17 protein-coding genes and 1 pseudogene are annotated in these 18,344 nt (G+C 65.8%); 9 read left to right on the top strand and 9 right to left on the bottom strand.

Annotated elements, in window-relative coordinates; translation table 11 throughout:
- Positions 1–29 precede the first annotated feature (29 nt).
- On the top strand, positions 30–1,214 hold the full coding sequence (locus RDCOP1_RS18240; RefSeq protein WP_072703577.1) for a serine hydrolase domain-containing protein: 1,185 nt from the start codon (positions 30–32) through the stop codon (positions 1,212–1,214).
- Positions 1,215–1,252: 38 nt separating this feature from the next.
- On the opposite strand, the gene RDCOP1_RS18235 is transcribed toward RDCOP1_RS18240, so the two are convergent.
- Both RDCOP1_RS18235 and RDCOP1_RS18230 read right to left on the bottom strand, forming a co-directional pair.
- Positions 1,253–2,182, bottom strand: coding sequence for a PaaI family thioesterase (locus RDCOP1_RS18235; RefSeq protein ID WP_072703573.1), 930 nt, complete (start codon positions 2,180–2,182; stop codon positions 1,253–1,255).
- 64 nt (positions 2,183–2,246) lie between these two features.
- On the bottom strand, positions 2,247–3,284 hold the full coding sequence (locus RDCOP1_RS18230) for a sigma-70 family RNA polymerase sigma factor (RefSeq protein ID WP_072703569.1): 1,038 nt from the start codon (positions 3,282–3,284) through the stop codon (positions 2,247–2,249).
- Positions 3,285–3,488: 204 nt separating this feature from the next.
- Between RDCOP1_RS18230 and RDCOP1_RS18225 the strand changes: the two genes are divergently transcribed.
- From RDCOP1_RS18225 to RDCOP1_RS18190, 8 genes are all read left to right on the top strand, one after another.
- On the top strand, positions 3,489–4,928 hold the full coding sequence (locus RDCOP1_RS18225) for an ABC1 kinase family protein (RefSeq protein ID WP_072703867.1): 1,440 nt from the start codon (positions 3,489–3,491) through the stop codon (positions 4,926–4,928).
- A gap of 109 nt (positions 4,929–5,037) precedes the next feature.
- On the top strand, positions 5,038–5,847 hold the full coding sequence (locus RDCOP1_RS18220; protein ID WP_072703566.1) for a crotonase/enoyl-CoA hydratase family protein: 810 nt from the start codon (positions 5,038–5,040) through the stop codon (positions 5,845–5,847).
- Between the two features lie 27 nt (positions 5,848–5,874).
- On the top strand, positions 5,875–7,032 hold the full coding sequence (locus RDCOP1_RS18215; protein ID WP_072703563.1) for an acyl-CoA dehydrogenase family protein: 1,158 nt from the start codon (positions 5,875–5,877) through the stop codon (positions 7,030–7,032).
- Between the two features lie 2 nt (positions 7,033–7,034).
- Positions 7,035–8,603 carry an acyl-CoA synthetase gene (locus RDCOP1_RS18210; protein ID WP_072703560.1) on the top strand — a complete coding sequence of 523 codons (1,569 nt, stop codon included), beginning with the start codon at positions 7,035–7,037 and terminating at the stop codon, positions 8,601–8,603.
- Positions 8,600–9,220: a TetR/AcrR family transcriptional regulator gene (locus RDCOP1_RS18205; protein WP_072703557.1), complete on the top strand. Its 621-nt coding sequence runs from the start codon at positions 8,600–8,602 to the stop codon at positions 9,218–9,220. The genes RDCOP1_RS18210 and RDCOP1_RS18205 overlap by 4 nt, the downstream gene beginning before the upstream one ends.
- On the top strand, positions 9,217–10,362 hold the full coding sequence (locus tag RDCOP1_RS18200) for an acyl-CoA dehydrogenase family protein (RefSeq protein WP_072703554.1): 1,146 nt from the start codon (positions 9,217–9,219) through the stop codon (positions 10,360–10,362). The genes RDCOP1_RS18205 and RDCOP1_RS18200 overlap by 4 nt, the downstream gene beginning before the upstream one ends.
- On the top strand, positions 10,359–11,387 hold the full coding sequence (locus RDCOP1_RS18195; protein ID WP_072703551.1) for an acyl-CoA dehydrogenase family protein: 1,029 nt from the start codon (positions 10,359–10,361) through the stop codon (positions 11,385–11,387). The genes RDCOP1_RS18200 and RDCOP1_RS18195 overlap by 4 nt, the downstream gene beginning before the upstream one ends.
- Positions 11,388–11,415: 28 nt before the next feature.
- Complete coding sequence (locus RDCOP1_RS18190) at positions 11,416–12,630, top strand: CaiB/BaiF CoA transferase family protein (protein WP_231922880.1); 1,215 nt, start codon at positions 11,416–11,418, stop codon at positions 12,628–12,630.
- A 21-nt stretch (positions 12,631–12,651) separates the two neighbouring features.
- Here the strand turns inward: RDCOP1_RS18190 and RDCOP1_RS18185 are convergent, their stop codons facing one another.
- The 7 genes and pseudogenes from RDCOP1_RS18185 to RDCOP1_RS18160 all read right to left on the bottom strand — a co-directional run bounded on the left by RDCOP1_RS18185 (position 12,652) and on the right by RDCOP1_RS18160 (position 18,190).
- The gene (locus tag RDCOP1_RS18185) at positions 12,652–13,056 is read right to left on the bottom strand and encodes a DUF302 domain-containing protein (protein WP_072703545.1); all 405 of its coding nucleotides are present in this window, start codon (positions 13,054–13,056) and stop codon (positions 12,652–12,654) included.
- Positions 13,057–13,087: 31 nt separating this feature from the next.
- Positions 13,088–13,342 carry a YgaP family membrane protein gene (locus tag RDCOP1_RS18180; protein ID WP_255311422.1) on the bottom strand — a complete coding sequence of 85 codons (255 nt, stop codon included), beginning with the start codon at positions 13,340–13,342 and terminating at the stop codon, positions 13,088–13,090.
- Positions 13,343–13,367: 25 nt separating this feature from the next.
- A complete protein-coding gene (locus RDCOP1_RS18175) occupies positions 13,368–13,637 on the bottom strand; it encodes a metal-sensitive transcriptional regulator (protein ID WP_072703539.1) in 270 nt (89 codons plus the stop codon).
- A 78-nt stretch (positions 13,638–13,715) separates the two neighbouring features.
- Positions 13,716–15,899, bottom strand: coding sequence for an MMPL family transporter (locus RDCOP1_RS18170; RefSeq protein WP_072703536.1), 2,184 nt, complete (start codon positions 15,897–15,899; stop codon positions 13,716–13,718).
- Between the two features lie 370 nt (positions 15,900–16,269).
- Positions 16,270–16,437 carry a DUF8730 family Cys-rich protein gene (locus RDCOP1_RS22065; protein WP_494410400.1) on the bottom strand — a complete coding sequence of 56 codons (168 nt, stop codon included), beginning with the start codon at positions 16,435–16,437 and terminating at the stop codon, positions 16,270–16,272.
- A 128-nt stretch (positions 16,438–16,565) separates the two neighbouring features.
- Entirely contained in the window at positions 16,566–16,880 is a 315-nt protein-coding gene (locus tag RDCOP1_RS18165) for a rhodanese-like domain-containing protein (protein ID WP_072703533.1), read from the bottom strand.
- Positions 16,881–17,189: 309 nt separating this feature from the next.
- Positions 17,190–18,190: pseudogene (locus RDCOP1_RS18160) on the bottom strand (IS481 family transposase).
- Between the last annotated feature and the right edge of the window lie 154 nt (positions 18,191–18,344).

Below are 18,344 nucleotides of genomic sequence, written 5' to 3'. Positions count from 1 at the left end.
CGGGACGGTAGCGCTAGGAGCTCGGTGGCATGACGCAGAACGAAATACCGGCCACGCAGATGGTGGTCGATCCGCGGTTCATGCCGGTCGCGGACCTGTTCTTCCGGATGTTCTTCTCACCTGGTCAGGGCGGTGGAGCGCTGGCGTGTTACCTGGACGGCGAGTGCGTTCTCGACATCTGGGCCGGGTGGGCGGCGCGTGACCGGCGCTGGAACCGCGATACCGTCGCCCTGTCCTTCTCCACCGGGAAGGGCGTCGCCAGCACGGTCGTCCACCGGCTCGCCGACCGGGGCCTTGTGAAGTACGACAGTCCCGTCGCGGAATACTGGCCGGAGTTCGCCGCCGCGGGCAAAGACACCATCACCGTGCGCGAATTGATGTCCCATCGCGCAGGTCTGCACAAGGCACGCGGTCTCGTGCCCGGACGATTCGGCCTGCTCGATTCGGAGGCAGTCGCTGTCGCGCTCGCCGCAGCGCCCCCCGATCCCCGCCGCACGACCGGCCCCGGTTATCACGCGGTGACCTACGGAAACCTTGTCGCGGAGATCGCCGCGCGCGCGTCGGGCACCTCGTTCGAAGAACTGGTCCGCACCGAGATCGCCGGCCCGCTCGGAGTCGACGAGTTCTGGTACCGGGTTCCCCAGGACCAGCGTCACCGGATCGCGCGGGTGTTTCCGAAGGTCAACTTTCTGCCCGCGCCCTGGGCCACCGCGGGTGCCGTGCTGGCCAGGACGCCGGGTCTGCGCGGACTCGCCGAGGCGGGCATGGCTGAAGGTTTCGACGAGTTGATGCGCAGCCCGCGAGCACACGATTCGGTGATGCCCGGCTGGAACGGTGTCTTCACCGCCCGCGCGCTCGCTCGGATGTACGCGGCGATCGCAGGCGGAGGAATGATCGACGACGTCCGTCTGCTGGAGAAGGACACCGTTGCCCAATTGCTCGAAGTACAGACCCGGCGTCGCGACTACGTGCTCGGAATCCGGGCCAATTGGCGACTCGGTTACCACCCGGCGTGGATCGCCCTGCGGCAACAACCGCTGCGATCCGTCGGCCATTACGGCTTCGGTGGCTCCGGTGCCTTCGCGGACCCCGACACGGGGTTGTCGGTCGCATTCGTCACCAACCGGATGGGCAACGCGTTCACCACCCTCTCGGACGGGCGGTTTCCGCGGCTCGGCGCCGCAGCAGTGACCGCTGCGCGCCGAGCCGCGTGATCTGATGGTGCAGAAGCTGGGAGGAAGTGGCGCGGGCGCTACACGCCGGGGAACAACTGGGCGTTGGCGCGAGCACGCAGATAGACCGTGCCGTCCGTACCGGAGAGCACCGTCTCGATCGAGGCGAGGCGGCGACCGGCACGCGTCACCTCCGACGTGAGCTGCACGGCCGGGCCGGGCGCGGCAGGGGAACGCAGGTAGTCGGCGCTGATCTGGAGGATCCGGTATCGCCCGCCGACACCGGTGAGGGTCTGCGCGGCCAGACCGGACACGATCTCCGCCATCGACATGAGCACACCGCCGTGGATGGAAGCGATCGGATTCGCCATCCACGCGAGCGGGACGATCTCACCGTCCACGGTGCCGTGCCGGACGTCGGTCAGGGTCATGCCCAGCAGCCCCGCGAGCGGGCCGCGCGGTACCCTCCCCGCCGCGATTTCTTCGACGATCTCGAGACCCCCCAGCTCCGCGAGCACGCCCGTGTCGGCCCAGCCCTCGGGCTCGATGTCGGTGACCGACGGGTGAGTGGTGTCCGGTGCACGCAGATCGTCGGACGGCGCGCGGCCCACCACGATCGATCGTCCGGTCAGGTGCATGACCGGGTTGCCGTCGTCGTCGAACATCGTTGCTTCGGCGAGTCCGGTGGTGTCGTCGAAGTACACACCTCGTCCGCGTCCCGACACAGAGCCTTCGGTGGGGAACGCGTGCGCGGAGGACACCGTGATCTGGGACATCACCGTCTGCGGCCGTTCACCGGTCGCCTTCAAGCGCGCGACGGCGACAGCTGCGCCCACCGACACATCGGTGAGCACGCCGACCGAACCGATCGTCGTCTGTCCACGGTGGTCGAGAAACTGTGGGCCGACGGGCTGGGAGACCGTTATCTCGTTGTCGCCGACGATCGACAGGGCTATGCCCGTGAACGAGGTGGGCCTGTCGAGAGGGAAGGGTGCTGCGCCGGTGATCATGCCCCTTCTCTATCAGGGGCACCGATCGCCGCGCTTCGCGGGTAGCCGGTGTCGAGTCGTGCCGTCAGCGAAGGCCCGGCGGGAACCCCGGCAATCCGAATCGGGCGAACAGGGCGTCGGTGTCATCGGCGAAGAAGGCCGTGGTGTGCGCGACCTTCCCGCCTACGATGTCGAGCACCTGCAGCTGAAAAGGGCGATGCAGTCCGTCTTCACCACGCATGTACAGCCCGAATGCAGGCTGACCGTTTGCGACCGTGCGGACCATGACCTGGTCGCCCGGCTCCTTCGCCGGGCAATTGAGCTTGATGAGCCGGACGATGGCGTCGGCACCCTGGTACCAGCCGTCGAAAGGCGGCATCTCCCAGATGGCGTCCTTCGTGAGCATGTCGACGAGCGAGTCGATGTCGTACTTCTCGAAACCTTCGACCCATCGCTCAAGCAGCGCTTTCGCTTCCGCGCTGTCGGGTTCGGTCAAGTCGTCGTCCGAGGTCACCTGCGCATCCTTGAGCTGCGCCCGAGCGCGCTGGAGCAGGCTGTTCACGGCTGCCGTCGACGTATCGAGGGCTGCTGCGACCTCGGCCGCGCGCCATTGCAGGACGTCGCGCAGCAGCAGCACGGCGCGCTGCCGGGCGGAGAGATGCTGTAGCGCCGCGACGAACGCCAGTCTGATCGAATCGCGTGATGCGACGATCGTCGCGGGGTCGGACGGGTCGTCGGAACGACCGTCGTCCGTGTAGGTGCCGGGGATGGGTTCGAGCCACGGGACCTCATGGCGGATCACGAGATCGTCGGCAGGGTCGGAGCTGGGTGCGCCGAGACCGGTAGGCAAAGGACGGCGTTTGCGTCCTTCGAGCGCGGTCAGGCAGACATTGGTCGCGATGCGATGGAGCCACGTGCGCAGTGACGAGCGGCCACCGAAGTTGTCGTAGCCCCGCCACGCGCGGAGATAGGTCTCCTGCACGAGGTCTTCCGCATCGTGGAGCGACCCGCTCATCCGGTAGCAATGGGCGAGAAGCTCGCGACGGAAGGGCTCCGCCAGTCCCATGAAATCGGTCTGACTGCCCGCATCGCCGGAAAGATCGTCGAGAAGTTGTTCTGCCATGCCGCACCCACCCCTGAATCGTCGGCCCGAACGACTACCCGTCAAAGGGTAGTCGCGACCACCGACAGGCAACACCCGTGCGCGCCGGCCGGTGACTGCTCTGACCCCTCGCTCCCGGGGTTCTCTACGGGTACCGTGCTCACAGCCGCGACGTGGTGAGCGCGTCGGTGAGGGAGATGGGGGCACGCGGTGCAGGATCACACCCTGCGCGACCAGGCATCGGAGGAGAACGTCGGGGCGACGCAGCTACCGGTTCGCGGTCCCGTCGGACCGTGTTCGGGCGGCCCGTCACCCGACGCGTTGCGCGTCGACAGCCCACCGCTCGACCGTTTCGGGCTTGCCGAACTCGGACGCGCGGTGGTGGTGGGCGTGGTTCTCGTGACATTCGTGTTGTGGGCGGTGCTGCGGTGGCTGGTGCGCCCCCGCGGCCACGGCGTCGTCTTCGCTGCCGCGCACGGCACGGTCGATGCGTTCGAACATCTCGGCCCCACCTTCGTGAAGCTCGGTCAGCTCATCGCCTCGTCGCCCGGATTGTTTCCCGTGGCCCTGGCGGATGCGTGCCTGCGGATGCTCGACGACGTCCCGACGTTTCCTTCCGCGGAAGCACGCGCGGTGATCGAAGCGGATCTCGGACATCGGATCGACGAGATGTTCGCGTCGTTCGAGGATGTTCCGCTCGCGGCGGCCTCTGTCGCCCAGGTGCACGGATGCGTGTTGCGCGACGGACGCCGCGCCGTGGTGAAGGTGCAGCGCCCCGGAATCGCCCGGCGCATGCTCGTCGACCTGCGTGCCGCCTACATGGGTGCCCGGCTACTGCAGGTGTTCGAATTCTTCCGGATCGCCAACACTCCCGCGATCATCCGCGACCTCTACAACGCGACCATGACCGAGCTCAACGCCACGGTCGAAGCGGACCGGCAGGATCGGTTCCGGCGCAACATCGGTGCCTTCGGCGACAACGCGTTCGTGACCGTTCCCGAGGTGTACTGGGACTGGTGTGGTCCGCGCGTGATCTGCATGGAGCGGCTCAGCGGTCGTCCGCTCGATCGTGTGCTTCCGGGGCAGGACGGGATCGACACCGCTTTGCTGGTGCGGCGCGGAGTGAAGGTCTGGATCGAAGCGGTGCTGTGCCACGGCCCGTTCCACGGTGACGTGCACGCCGGAAACCTGTGGCTGCTCGACGACGGGCGGGTCGCGCTGCTCGATTTCGGGATCGTCGGTGAACTGCCCGAGCAGTGGCGGATGCTGCTCCGCTCGTTGTTCCGTGCGGCATTGCTCGACGGCGACTTCACCGAGGCCGCGCGAAGTATCCGGGCGCTCGGTGTCGCGGCCGACCTCGATGTCGACGACGTGGAGGTGGGTCGTCAGGTGGCCGAGACCTTCGGGCCGCTGCTCGGCAGGGACATGGGGGAGTTGCGGCTGAGCGAACTGATCGGTGCTCTCGTGTCCCTCGGCCGCAAATGGAACACCACCAGTCCCGAGGAACTCGTCCTGTTCGGAAAGCAGCTGGGATATTTCGAGCGCTATGCGACAGCGCTCGCACCGGGGTGGATTCTCGGGCGCGATCCGTTCGTGTTCCGCAACGTCTTTCCCGACGAGGTGCGCATACGAATTGCCGAATCGGGCATGAGTCTTCCCGACTGACCTTTTGCCGCCCAAGTCTTTACAGTCGCCCGCACCGCCCGTAGTTTAACGATCGTTCGACCAAAACTCTGGTTCGAGCCACATCGGCGACGGAAGGACCACAATCCACATGACGACAGCGCAGGACGTCGTACTCAGCGAGCGCAACGGAAATGTCGTCACGTGGACGCTCAATCTCCCCGATGCTCGTAACCCGATCTCCGGAGACGACGTCGTCGAGCGTCTCGTGAGTCTGGTCGACGAAGCCAACAAGGACATCGACACCCGCGTCGTGATCCTCACCGGTGCCGGGACCGCGTTCTCCGCCGGCGGCAACGTCAAAGACATGGACGAACGCGCCGGAATGTTCGCGGGCGCACCGTACGCGCTCCGCGAGGGCTACCGCCGCGGTATCCAGCGACTGCCCAAGGCCGTGTACCACTGCGAGGTACCGATCATCGCTGCGGTCAACGGCCCCGCCGTCGGGGCCGGATGCGATCTCGCGATGATGTGCGACATGCGAATCGCTTCGACGAAGGCGTTCTTCGCCGAGAGCTTCGTCAAACTCGGTATCATCCCCGGCGACGGCGGTGCGTGGCTGCTGCCGCGTGCGGTCGGCGCTGCCCGGGCCGCGGAGATGGCTTTCACCGGAGACCGGGTCGACGCCGCGACCGCCCTCGAGTGGGGCATGGTCTCCCAGGTCGTCGAACCCGAAGACCTCCTCGCTGCGGCAGGCGCACTGGCCGAGCGGGTGGCGGTCAATCCGCCCAACGCGCTGCGGATGACGAAAAAGCTTCTCCGCGAAGGGCAGCGCGTCGACCTCGACACACTGCTCGAACTGTCGGCCTCCTTGCAGGCACTGTCCCACCACACCCAAGATCATCGTGAGGCTCTCTCCGCGTTCCTCGAACGCCGTCCCGGCAACTTCACGGGCAACTGAGCCTCGTCCCAGCCCGAAGGATCATCCATGCAACGCACGATCATGACCGAAGAGCACGAGCAGTTCCGAAAGATGCTGCGCGACTTCATCGAGAAGGAAGTGGTGCCCCACCGGGAGGAGTGGGACGAACTCGGTCGCCCCCCGCGCGAATTCTTCCGTCGGCTCGGCGAACTCGGCGTCCTGGGCATCCAGGTTCCGGAAGAGTTCGGCGGTGGCGGGGAATCCAGTTTCATCTACAACACCATCGTGTTCGAAGAGGTAGCCCGGGCAGGGGTGTCCTTCGGTTCGTACACCGTCCATGCGTGCCTGATCCTGCCGTACCTCCTCGAGTACGCCACCGAGGAACAGAAGAGGCGCTGGCTTCCGGGCTTCGCCGACGGTTCGATCATGACCGCGATCGCGATGACCGAACCGGGGACCGGCTCCGACCTCGCCAACATCGCCACCACCGCAAAGCTTTCGGAAGACGGTACCCATTACGTCGTCAACGGAGCGAAAACCTTCATCACGGGTGGGGTGACCGCGGATCTGATTCTCACGGTGTGCCGCACCTCGCCGTTCGATCCCGAGAACCGCCGAGGTGGGCTGTCCATCATCGCGGTCCCCACCGACGCCGAAGGGTTCTCCGTCGGACGCAAGCTCGACAAGATCGGCCTGCACCAGCAGGATACGGCCGAACTGTCGTACAGCGACGTCAAGGTGCCGGTCGAGAATCTTCTTGGTGAGGAGGGCGCCGGATTCGGATACCTCACCCACAACCTGCCGCAGGAGCGCTTGAGTATCGCGCTCAACCAGGTCGGGTTCGCGGAAGCAGCGATCGCGCATGCGATCGCATACACCAAGGACCGCAAGGTTTTCGGCAAACCGGTCGCGGCATTCCAGAACACCAAGTTCGTACTCGCCGAATGTTCCGCAGAGACCCAGGCGGCCCGCGTCTACGTCGACCGCTGCCTCGAACTGCTCGACCGCAAGGAACTGAGTGTTGCCGATGCGGCTCGCGCGAAACTGTTCTGCACCGAGGTCGCCGGTCGCGTGATCGACAAATGTCTCCAGTTGCACGGTGGCTACGGGTATATCACCGAATACCCCATCGCGCGCCTCTACGCAGACACGCGCGTGACCCGAATCTACGGCGGCACCAGCGAAGTCATGAAGACGATCATTTCGAAAGACCTGGGGCTGTAGCCGTGTATCCGGGCCGATACGCAGCCACGGACCCGGATCGGCCCGCCGTGCACGAGGTCGCGACCGGCCGGACGATCACCTACGGGCGGCTCGAGGAATCGTCGATCCGGTTCGCCCACTGGCTGCGCGCCCACGGTGTCGGAGCCGGGGACCACATCGCGGTGCTCTCCGTCAACGATGCAACCGTGTTCGAACTGTATTGGGGTGCAGTGAGATCCGGTGTCTACATCACCTTCGTCAACTCCCACCTGGCGCCGGCGGAGGCGGGATACATCGTCGACGACTGTGATGCCCGGGTGCTGATCGTTTCCGCGCCGCTCGCGCAACTCGCCACGGAGATCGTCGTGCACACCCCGAAGGTGCGGCACCGGCTTGCCTTCTCGGGTGCGATAACGGGCCACCTCGCCTACGAGGACGAGGTGGCTGGTCTGCCGACGGAGCCGCCGGCAGACCAGCCGCGTGGAAGCGACATGCTGTACTCGTCGGGTACCACTGGACGGCCCAAAGGCATCAAGCCGCCGCTCACCGGTGCGCAGATCGGCGACGAGCCCGGTCCTCCTCTGTTGAAGACGGTGCGCGGGTTCGGTTTCGACGAGCAGACCGTGTACCTCTCGCCTGCGCCGATATACCACTCGGCACCCTTGCGCTACAGCGTGTCCACCCAGGCGCTCGGCGGCACCGTCGTTCTCATGGATCGCTTCGACGCGGAACGCAGTCTCGAGTGCATCGAGCGATACCGCGTCACCCACAGCCAATGGGTGCCCACCCATTTCGTGCGTCTGCTGAAGCTTCCCCAGACGGTGCGCAACCGGTACGACCTGTCGTCGATGAAGTACGCGCTCCACTCCGCCGCGCCGTGCCCACCCGAAGTCAAGAAGGAACTCATGCGGTGGTGGGGCGAGATCGTCTACGAGTACTACTCGGCGACGGAGGCGATCGGCAGCACGGTCGTGACACCCCAGGATTGGTTGCGCAAGCCGGGATGCGTCGGTAAGACCGGTGGCCCGGGCACGCTGGGCCGGGCACGGATCTGCGACACGGAGGGAAAGGTGATGCCGGCGGGGGAGATCGGAACCGTGTACTTCGAGCGTCCGGACTTTACGTTCGAGTATCACAAGGACCCCGCCAAGACTGCGGAGACGCGGCATCCCTTCGAAGAGAACTGGTACACGACAGGCGATCTCGGATACCTGGACTCCGGCGATGTCCTGTTCCTCACCGGCCGCGACAAGTTCACGATCATTTCGGGTGGGGTCAACATCTATCCGCAGGAGATCGAGAATGTTCTCGTGTTGCACCCTTCGGTCGCCGACGTCGCGGTCGTGGGCGTACCCGACACGGACTTCGGAGAGCGGGTCGAGGCGTTCGTGCTCCTCGCGGCGGGCACGGAGGCCGGTGACGACCTCGAGCGCGACATGATCGACTTCTGCCGGGAACGGTTGTCCCACTTCAAATGCCCCCGACAGATCCGATTCGTCGACGGCCTGCCGCGGACACCGACCGGGAAGATGGTCAAAGGTGAACTCCGGGCCCTGATCGCGCGGTACGGCGGTGTCGAGGTGTCGTCGTGAAAGCACCCTCGGCAAAGCAGCGCGTCTTCATCGAGGCGGGTCGCAGAGAGTTCGTCCGCAACGGGTACGGCTCGTCGTCCATCCGGACGATCGCGCAGGAAGCAGGAGTGAGCCTGTCCGCTCTGTACTACCACTACAAGAACAAACAGGAGTTGCTGCTGGCGACCCTGATGGACGGTGTCGATACGTACGACGCGGTGTGTGACGCTGAACTCGCGAGAACCGGGGACGATCCGGTCGAACAACTCCGCGCTTTCGTTCGTGGCAACGTCAAGTTCCGGACCGAGTTCCCCGATCAGGGCAGAATGATCGCCACCGAGGTACGCAACCTCGAACCGGAAGGCGCACGATTGTACGAGGAGCGCCGCCGGGCCGGGCGTCGCCGGATTCGGGACGTCATCGACGAGGGAATCGAGAGAGGTGTGTTCACCACGGACTTTCCCGACGATTGCCGCCGGTCGATCCTGGCGATGACCTCCGCCATCGCGAACTGGTACGACCCCACCGGTCCGGATTCACCCGACGTCATCGCCGAACGATACGCAGAACTGTCCTTGCATCTGCTGTGCCCGGGTGGCGTTCCGGTGCCGGCGACCGACGGAAGAGATGAACCATGAGCACACGCTTGGTGCCACCGGCCGGGCCCGAGGATGCCGCACTCACCGAACTGCGCGCCCAGGTCCGCACGTTTCTGAAAGAGCAGATCGAGGCGGGCGTGTTCGTGCCCGGCGTCGACACGTGGCTGACCCGCTGGGACAGCGACTTCACCCGTCGCCTCGCCGCGCAAGGATGGGTAGGCATGACGATACCGGTGGAGTACGGCGGCCACGGGCGGACCTTCATGGAGCGTTTCGTCGTCACGGAGGAACTCCTCGCGGTCGGCGCCCCGGTCGCCGCACAATGGGTTGCCGACCGGCAGGCCGCACCGTCGCTGCTGAAATACGGCACCGAAGAGCAGAAGCAACGGTTTCTTCCCGGCATCGCTGCGGGCGAGATCTGCTGGGCCATCGGCATGTCCGAACCCGAATCGGGCTCCGACCTCGCGAGCGTCAAGACGAGAGCCACACAGGTCGACGGTGGGTGGCGGATCACGGGAACCAAGCTGTGGACCTCCGGTGCGCACCACGCCGACGCCTTCTTCGCGCTGGCGCGATCCGCCCCGCTCGACCCGGCGCACCGGCACGACGGCCTGAGCCAGTTCATCGTGTTGCTCGATTCGCCGGGCGTGACGATACGGCCGATCCTGTCGATGTCGGGCGACCACCATTTCAACGAGGTGCAACTCGAGGAGGTCTTCGTCCCCGACAACCTCGTGCTGGGGCAGGTCGGCGCCGGCTGGGAGCAGGTGACGAGTGAACTCGGGTACGAACGGAGCGGCCCGGAGAGATTCTTGTCCACCTTCGGTGTGCTCGACGGCCTCGTCCGGGCGGTCGCGGACTGTGCTCTCGAACCCGACACGAGGATCGGGGCCACGATCGCGCGCGTCGTAGGTCTGCACCACATGTCCACCGCGGTGTCCGAGTCGCTCGAGCGCGGTGAGAATGCCGAACTCGCGGCGTCCGTCGTCAAGGTGCTCGGCACGAAGACGGAAGGAGACATCGCCGACCTCGCGGACGAGATCACCGGGTACACCGCCACCGACGACCAGCTCCGCAGTCTCGTCCGGACAGGCGTCATGCAACGGCCCGGCTTCACGCTGCGCGGGGGAACCAGCGAGATCCTGCGCGGGGTCATCGCACGAGGATTGGGAATGAGATGACCGAGCCCACCGAACTGCGCGACCTCGCGCAGATGCTGTCCGAGGTCTTCACGGCCGGAGACGACCACCGTGTCGGTGATGTCGTCGAGTTCGACCGCACCCTGTGGTCGACGCTCGGTGAACTCGGGCTGGACCGGTTGACCGGAAACGAATCCGACGGCGGCAGCGGCGCAGGCTGGACCGAGGCCGCACTACTTCTCGGTGCTGCCGGTGGTTCTGCAGCGGCGGTGCCGGTCGCGGAGAACGACCTGCTCGCGGGGTGGCTGCTCGAACAGGCCGGTCTCCGAGCCGGCAGCGCGGTGCGCACAGCGGCCTTGCTGGACGAGAACGGCGGTGCCTGCCATGTGCCGTGGGCACGGTTCGCCGACACGATCGTCGTGTTGTGGCCTGCCGCCGACTCATCGTGGCGGGTCGCGGAGGTTCCGGTCGCGGAAATCGAACTGACCGAAGACGTGAACCTCGCTTCCGAACCGCGCGACCACATTCGGGTCGATATCTCGGCGCTCGCCGGCACCGAGGTACCGGAAACGCTCGCCGAAGAGTTTCGCTACCGTGGCGCACTCGTGCGGGTACTCGCCTCGGTCGGTGCGATGGACCGGATCCTCGAGCTCGTCGTCGAACATGTCACCGCACGTGTGCAATTCGGACGCCCTCTCGCAAAGTTCCAGGCGGTGCAAGCACTTGTGGCCGACCTCGCGGCGGAATCGGCGCTCGCCCACGCCGCCGCCGATGCAGCCGTGGTAGCCGCCGACTCGCACGGCTTCGGCAGTTCCGGAACGCGATTCGCGGTCGCCGCCGCAGCCTCGTGCAGCGGTCACTCCGCGGCAGTGATTGTGCGGAACGCGCACCAGGCCCTCGGTGCGATCGGATTCACCATGGAGCACGAACTGCATCGCCACGCGAACAGAATCCTCTCCTGGCGCAGTGAATTCGGGACGGTTGCCTCGTGGGACGCCGAGATTCTCGCGACCGCAGTCGCGTCGGGTGATCTCTGGCCGCTCGTCACCGACGGACCCGCCGGCTGACGCCACACATCAGGAAAGGATGGTTCCGGTGACGAGCAATCGATCGGAGGCGGCAGCCACCGGCGAACTGCCGCTCGAAGGGTTGACGGTGGTGAGCCTCGAACAGGCCGTCGCAGCGCCTCTCGCCACCCGGCATCTCGCAGATCTCGGCGCGCGGGTGGTGAAGGTGGAACGGGTGGGCGACGGCGATTTCGCGCGGGACTACGACAGCGCCGTGCGTGGTCTCGCCGCGCATTTCGTCTGGCTCAACCGTGGCAAGGAATCGTTCGCAGTGGACGTGAAGTCCCCGGCCGGTATCGACGCGGTCAAGGCTCTGGTCGCCGGCGCGGACGTGTTCGTGCAGAATCTTGCCCCCGGCGCCGCGGACCGACTCGGTCTCGGCGCCGACGTGCTCCGCGCCGACCATCCGGAACTGGTGGTCGTGAACATGTCGGGATACGGCACCGACGGTCCGATGCGCGACCGGAAAGCCTATGACCTGCTTGTCCAGTCGGAAACCGGGCTGTGCTCCATCACCGGGACTCCCGAGACGGCTGTGAAAACCGGAATCCCCACGTCCGACATCGCGGCCGGAATGTATGCGCTGACGTCGATCCAAGCCGCTCTGCTCCGCAGGCACCGTACCGGGGTCGGCGCAACGATCGACGTCTCCATGTTCGACGCGACGGCGGAATGGCTGGGTTATCCGATGTACCTGCAGATGTATCAGGATCGGCAGGTTCCCCGTATGGGGCTGGCACACACCTCGATCACCCCGTACGACAAGTATCCGACGTCGGACGGCGAGATTCTCATCGGCGTGCAGAACGACCGTGGGTGGCGAACCTTGGTGACCGAGGTGCTGGGCTTGCCCGACCTCGCGAACGACCCCCGGTACGCAACGAACGTCGAACGCGTACGGCGACGTCACGAGGTCGACAAGCTGGTGGGCGACGCGACAAGTCGCTTCACCGCAGCAGACCTCGACGAGAAGCTCGCTGCCGCAGGTATTCCCGCGGCGCAACTCCGCGATCTCCGTGGGCTCATCGAACACCCGCAGATCACGTCACGCGATCGGTGGCGCGACGTGGACACCGAAGCGGGTGTAGTGCGCGGTCTGTTGCCGCCGATGAACTTCCGCGATGTCGAACTCCCGATGCGCCCGGTCCCCGCTCTCGGACAGCACACCGACGCCGTGCTCGCCGGGCTGGGCCTGACGGACGCACAGATTACGGGACTGCGCGATGCGGGGATCGTCGGCTGACGGTGACGCGGTCGCCGGGGCTCAGTGCTGGGCGGCGAGCGTGTCGATCGCAGCCTGGAGGCGTTTTCCGGCGTCCTCCGCGACGGCCTCGAGTTCGGGCTCCCCGGTGACCTGCACCATCAGTTGCGGGTTCATCGCTTCCACCAGGACGGTGCCTTCGACGGTCGGATCCTCGCGGACGATGACGTTGCAGGGCAGCAGTAGCCCGATCTGACGGTTCACTTCGACGGCGCGGTGCGCGAGCGGCGGGTTGCAGGCACCGAGGATGAGGTAACGCTCCATGTCCTCATCGAGCTTGGCCTTCAGGGTGGCCTGCATGTCGATTTCGGTGAGTACTCCGAAACCCTGTTCCTGCAACGCGGTCCGGGTCTTCTCGACGGCGTCGGCAAAGGTGGTCCGCAGAGTGGTGGACAGTGCGAGTTTCATGATCGGTCTCCGTTCGCCCCGAGGGGCTGTTTCAGTGGGTTCGGGTGGTGGCCGGGGAGATGCGGCAGCTCGCCCGCTCCAGGCCCGCCTTCTCCATGATCAGGCTTGCGGGGCACCATCCGGCCGCGGAATAGAAGACCAGGTTGGCGCCCACGAATCCGGTGAGGAGAAGCCACCACGGTGAGAAGGCCAGTGTGAGTCCCACGCTCAGCAGGACCATCACCCCGGCCATGAGCGGAACGACGCGTTCGACGGTCCACCCCTCATGACGTGGAAGGCGTTTCACGATCATCTCCTTTTTTGCGAATTCTTCACGCGAGGGCGAGGAAGAGCTTCTCCAGTTCGGCTTCGGTCATGGGTTCCTTGCCGTCCCCTGGTTCTCCGGTGAGGCATTCGCGTAAACCACCGGCGACGAGCTTGAATCCTGCCCGGTCCAGAGCGCGCGACACCGCAGCGATCTGGGTCACCACATCGGTGCATTCGCGGCCGTTCTCGATCATCGAGATCACGCCGGCGAGTTGCCCGTGTGCGCGACGCAACCGGTTGAGCACGGGTGCCATGCTCTGGTCGTTTGAAGCCATTGTGACTCCTTTCGGCTGTCTATCAGTATACCCTAGGGGGTATGCGTGGTGGGGTGAGTCCCACCACGCATTCCCCCGTCAGCCGTGCGAGAAGCTGATGTCGGGCAGGATCCGGCGGAGCCACGCGGGCGACCACCAGGCTGCGTGGCCTGTCAGGCGCAGCAGCACGGGAAGCAGCACGAGGCGGATGAGGACCGCGTCGAGCAGGACGGCGACGCCGAGGATGATGCCCATCTCCTTCGGCGGCAGCGGCTCGGCGAAGGCGAACGTGAAGAACACCGCCACCATGACCGCCGCCGCGGCAGCGATGACTCTGCCGGAATGCGCCAGGCCCATGACCTGGGCGACCTTCGGGTCACCCGACTCCTCGTAGTGCTCCTTCGCGGTCGAGAGCAGGAACACCGTGTAGTCCATCGCGATGGCGAAGATCATCGCGAAGAAGAACACAGGCCCCCAGCCGTCGAGGAAGCCCTGCGGGGTGAAGCCGAGGAGTCCGGCTCCGTGTCCGTCCTGGAAGATCAGCTTGGCGACTCCGAACGCGGCAGCGGTCGAGAGCAGGCTGACGATGGTGCCCAGGATGGCGATCAGCGGCGCCTGCAGCGCGACCAGAAGCAACAGGAACCCGAGGGTGAGAATGACGCCGATGATCACCGGGAGGTAGTCGTTGAGCGCCTGTTGCAAGTCGAGGTTCTCTGCGGGTGCGCCGCCGACCAGGGCTTGCGGCGGCAGGTCGGAACGCAACCGATCCAGGATCGAGCCCATCGCATCGTCCGAGGGGTCGACGGTCGGGACGGCCTGCAGCATCACGTAGTCGGAGCCATCCATCGCCGGTATCGGCGGGGTGACCATGTCGACGCCTTCGGTCGCCCGGGCGGTGGCCGCGGCCGAGTCCGCCTCGGATGCCGGAGCGATGATCTGGAGCATTCCCGGTGCACCGTCGCCCATCTGGGACTGCACGAGTTCGTAGCCCTGGCGGACGGGAGCGTCGGTGGGGACCACCTGGATCGAGGGCATGGCGACCTTCAGTCCCAGTACCGGAATCGACAATGCGATCAGCACCAGAAGAGATCCGATGGCAAACGGCCACGGGTGCTTGTGCAGCACGTTGCCCCATGCCTCGAACTTCGGCGACCGGTGCTGCTGGCGCTTGGCGTACGGGAGCGCACCGCCATTGATCTTCGGTCCGATCTTTCCGAGCACCGCCGGAAGGAGCGTCAGGGTCGCGGCAAGGACGAACGTCACCGCAAGCATGATCCCGACGGCCATCGTCCGTACTGCGGGAGCGGGTACGAGGAGTACGGCGGACAGGCTCACCAGCACGGTCAGGCCCGACAACACCACGGCCTTGCCGGCGGTGTCCATCGTCTCGGCCACCGCGGCGCGTGGGTCCCCGCTCTTCCTCAGCGCGTCTCGGAAGCGCGCGACGATGAACAGGGCGTAGTCGATGCCGAGCGCGAGAGCGAACATCATCGCAAAGTTCATGGCCCACACAGAAATCGGAGTGATCTCGTTGAGCAGGACCAGTCCGCCCGCCGAAGCGACCAGCCCGGCCAGGGTGAGCAGCAGTGGCAGTCCGGCGGCGACGAGGGAGCCGAATGCGAGCACCATGATCGCGAGCGTCACCGGCCAGGAGACCATCTCCGCTTTGATCATCGCGTCGTGGTTGGCCTCGTTGAAGTCGCTCCACAGCGCGGACGCGCCGGTCGGGTAGACCTCGATGCCGTCCCCGGACAGGGCGGTCAGTTCTGCTTTGAGTTCGTCGACGGCCTTGACCATCTCGTCGGTGCTCGCATTCGCGCCCGCGATCAGGATGCCGGTGTGCCCGTCCGGACTGATCGACATCCCCGGCTGGGGTGCGATGACCTCCCCGAACCGAGGGTCGTCCGCGAATACCGCGGTGGCCTCGTCGAGTACCTGCTGGACGGCAGGATCGGAGACCTGCTCGGCGTCCGAGTGCACGACCACCTGGACCGCGGCGGAGGAGTTGCCGCCGAAGTGTTCCTGGGCGAGTTCGCGGACCTGCACGGATTCCGAGCCGTTCGCCTGCCAGCCGGCGCCGGCGAGCGAGCTGAACACGGTAGGGGCGGCGGACCCCAGTGCGACGAGGGCGATCAGCCACACGCCGAAAACCCATTTCGCGTGGGTGGCCATGACCGCGCCCATGCGAGCCAGCACGCCGCCGGTCTTCGGCGGGGCGGTTCCCGGTTTCTCCTTCGCTGTCTTCGGCGGCTGGTCGCCGTCGACGGCGTGCTCGATCCTCATACTCTTGGAGCTCCTATACGGGTAGGGGTATTAATTCGGGTGCAGTGCACCCACTGAACTTGCGCGACGAGCGACCGTCCTCGGGCAGTCGCCACGCGGGGGATGGCCATACACGATATACCCCCCGGGGTAATAAAATACCCGGGGGGGGTACCTGGACGGGCGGTGGTCGAGTGACAGGGAGGGTGAGAAGACGCTCGGCGGTCCGGCGCTGAATCGCAGTCGTAGACAGGTTTCGTCAGTGCCGGAATGCACGTACCTGAGCTGCCCGGAGCGAGGCGGGCGGGGTTTGCCGGCCGAAGGCGGCGGCCGCGTTCGAGCGGTCTCTGCCGGATCGGCGAAAGAGTCTGGGCCGCCTTATTTTACGGAGTCAGCGACCGAAAAGCCGACTGAAGAAGCCGGTCGTGGTGCTGGGCTCGTCCTTCTTGCATGTGCAGCGACGGGAGGCGGGGACGGACTTCATCACGCTGTCGACGTGCCGTCCGCACCCTCCCCAGGTCGTCTTCTTGCAGGTTGGGCAGGTAACGGGGTAACACATGGATTCTCCTCAGGGGTTGCAATCATCTTCCATAATACCCCCAGGGGTATGTGTTTCTCCACGTGTTGGTTGTCACCGTGGTGGATCCACGGCCGGTCGCATGCTCGGCGCATTTTCGGCGCCTGTGCTCACCGGGCGCTACCGTGCTCTGCGGGGCGCCCGGATTGCAGCCATGCGGCCGTACCGCCAGCGACCGAAACTGCACGACGGCCTGTGCTCTCGAGAATGTCGGCACCGGACAGGCTACGTCTGCCGGACGCGCAGATCACATACACGACTTCAGCATCAGGGACTTCGGAAAGTCGAGAACCCAACTCCCCAAGAGGAATCCAGAGCGCTCCGGGAATGTGTTCCTTCTCGTACTCATGGTCTTCGCGCACATCCACTACTGTTGCGCCGGTCTCCCACGCAGTGCAGAAGGCCTCGATGTCGATTTCCCGCATGTGTTCACTCCTCGATTTCCGTGTCGCGGTCCGGGGGCTTTCGTCGATTGCCCGGATGCGCCCCTCGGGAGGCAACTATACCCCTAGGGGTATATGTTTGGACCGTAACGGCAACCACAAGCCTGGGGTCCACCCGGGGAGAGTCGTCTGCTCGGCCCCGTACAGCCGGATGCGGTGGTGTGGATCATGGATCTGGGAGCATGACGACTCGCGAGAGCGGAAATCCGCTCTCGTGATCGCGGGTGGTCTTCTGCCTCAGTAGAATTCGGAGAGAGTTCGCCGTGTGCCTGATCCCCGCACCCTGCCCGATTAGTTGTATGAGGCCATGACGTTGGTGACACCGGTCCGGAGTTTGCTCGCGGGCGGCCGGTTACCGACGGCAGTATGCGGACGATGATAGTTGTAGTGCACATTCCAGACCTGTAGGGCCTGGGCGCGTTGCCGTTCACTGGCCCAGACGCGGGCGTAGAGGAACTCCTCGGCCAGAATCCGGTTGTAGCGCTCCACCTTCCCGTTGTGACGAGGCGTGTACGGGGTGATCCGCTGATGCCGGCCACCGTGCAGCACCTTCGCGAAGTCCTTCGCCCGATAACACGATCCGTTGTCGGTGACCACGCGATGGATGTGCACGATGCCGTGAGCGGCGAAGAACACCCGTGCTCGATGCATGAACCCGATTGCTGTGGCGGCTTTCTCGTCGGCCAGGGTCTCGGTATAGCGAGGCGGGAGAACCCGTCGACCGCCGAATGCAGATACACGTAGCCGGCGCGGGCACCGGCGGCCTCGGCGCGCTCGACCTGCTTGGCCTGCTCGCTACCCCGACCGTGGACCCGCCAGCCACCGCCGTCGGGGATGCGGCCGACCTTCTTGATATCGACGTGCACCATGTGACCAGGCCAGCGGGCCACGATCCGGCGTGGCTGGCGGTTGTTCTCGACGCTCGGATCGAGGATCCGGCGCCGGTTCAGCCCGAGGTGAGCCAGGTGCCGGCTGACGGTACGCACCGAGATGGTGATGCCGTCGGCGGCGAGCTCATGCGCGATCCGGGAAGCGGACCACTTGCGGTTCCGCCGCAGCGTCTCGATCTGCGCCACGGTCTCGGCCGATGTTGCGGTGGGCTGATGGTGCGGGACGCTGGGCCGGTCGAGCAGGCCGAGCTCGCCGTGTTCGCGGTAGCGGGCCATCCATTTTCTGGCGCAGGCCCGGGAGATCCCCATCTCGGCGGCAACGTGGGACAGCGGGCGGGTCCGGCACCGCTGCACGAGGCGGCGGCGACCTTCGACGGACAGCGGGGCATTTCGGTGGAGCACGGACGGGTTCTTTCGGTCGGCGGATGAGTTGGTGGTACTTCCCATCCCGCCGTCGGAAGACCCGTCCGCCTTCTTCAACCCCTGAGCTGGTGTCTACAACATCATGACCCGCAACAATTAGTTGTCCCGACGGATTATTCGTTTCGAGAGTCGG

This window comes from Rhodococcus coprophilus NBRC 100603, assembly GCF_001895045.1.
Classification (GTDB): domain Bacteria; phylum Actinomycetota; class Actinomycetes; order Mycobacteriales; family Mycobacteriaceae; genus Rhodococcus; species Rhodococcus coprophilus.
Note: the sequence above shows the minus strand (reverse complement) of the source record. Positions and strands in the feature narration are given on the sequence as shown.

What these genes read in the sequence shown, in the direction of transcription:
- RDCOP1_RS18240 (WP_072703577.1), top strand. Translation starts at nt 30, where the DNA reads ATGACGCAGAACGAAATACCGGCCACGCAGATGGTGGTCGATCCGCGG.
- RDCOP1_RS18235 (WP_072703573.1), bottom strand. Translation starts at nt 2,182, where the DNA reads ATGATCACCGGCGCAGCACCCTTCCCTCTCGACAGGCCCACCTCGTTC.
- RDCOP1_RS18230 (WP_072703569.1), bottom strand. Translation starts at nt 3,284, where the DNA reads ATGGCAGAACAACTTCTCGACGATCTTTCCGGCGATGCGGGCAGTCAG.
- RDCOP1_RS18220 (WP_072703566.1), top strand. Translation starts at nt 5,038, where the DNA reads ATGACGACAGCGCAGGACGTCGTACTCAGCGAGCGCAACGGAAATGTC.
- RDCOP1_RS18215 (WP_072703563.1), top strand. Translation starts at nt 5,875, where the DNA reads ATGCAACGCACGATCATGACCGAAGAGCACGAGCAGTTCCGAAAGATG.
- RDCOP1_RS18200 (WP_072703554.1), top strand. Translation starts at nt 9,217, where the DNA reads ATGAGCACACGCTTGGTGCCACCGGCCGGGCCCGAGGATGCCGCACTC.
- RDCOP1_RS18195 (WP_072703551.1), top strand. Translation starts at nt 10,359, where the DNA reads ATGACCGAGCCCACCGAACTGCGCGACCTCGCGCAGATGCTGTCCGAG.
- RDCOP1_RS18185 (WP_072703545.1), bottom strand. Translation starts at nt 13,056, where the DNA reads ATGAAACTCGCACTGTCCACCACTCTGCGGACCACCTTTGCCGACGCC.
- RDCOP1_RS18175 (WP_072703539.1), bottom strand. Translation starts at nt 13,637, where the DNA reads ATGGCTTCAAACGACCAGAGCATGGCACCCGTGCTCAACCGGTTGCGT.
- RDCOP1_RS18170 (WP_072703536.1), bottom strand. Translation starts at nt 15,899, where the DNA reads ATGAGGATCGAGCACGCCGTCGACGGCGACCAGCCGCCGAAGACAGCG.
- RDCOP1_RS22065 (WP_494410400.1), bottom strand. Translation starts at nt 16,437, where the DNA reads ATGTGTTACCCCGTTACCTGCCCAACCTGCAAGAAGACGACCTGGGGA.
- RDCOP1_RS18165 (WP_072703533.1), bottom strand. Translation starts at nt 16,880, where the DNA reads ATGCGGGAAATCGACATCGAGGCCTTCTGCACTGCGTGGGAGACCGGC.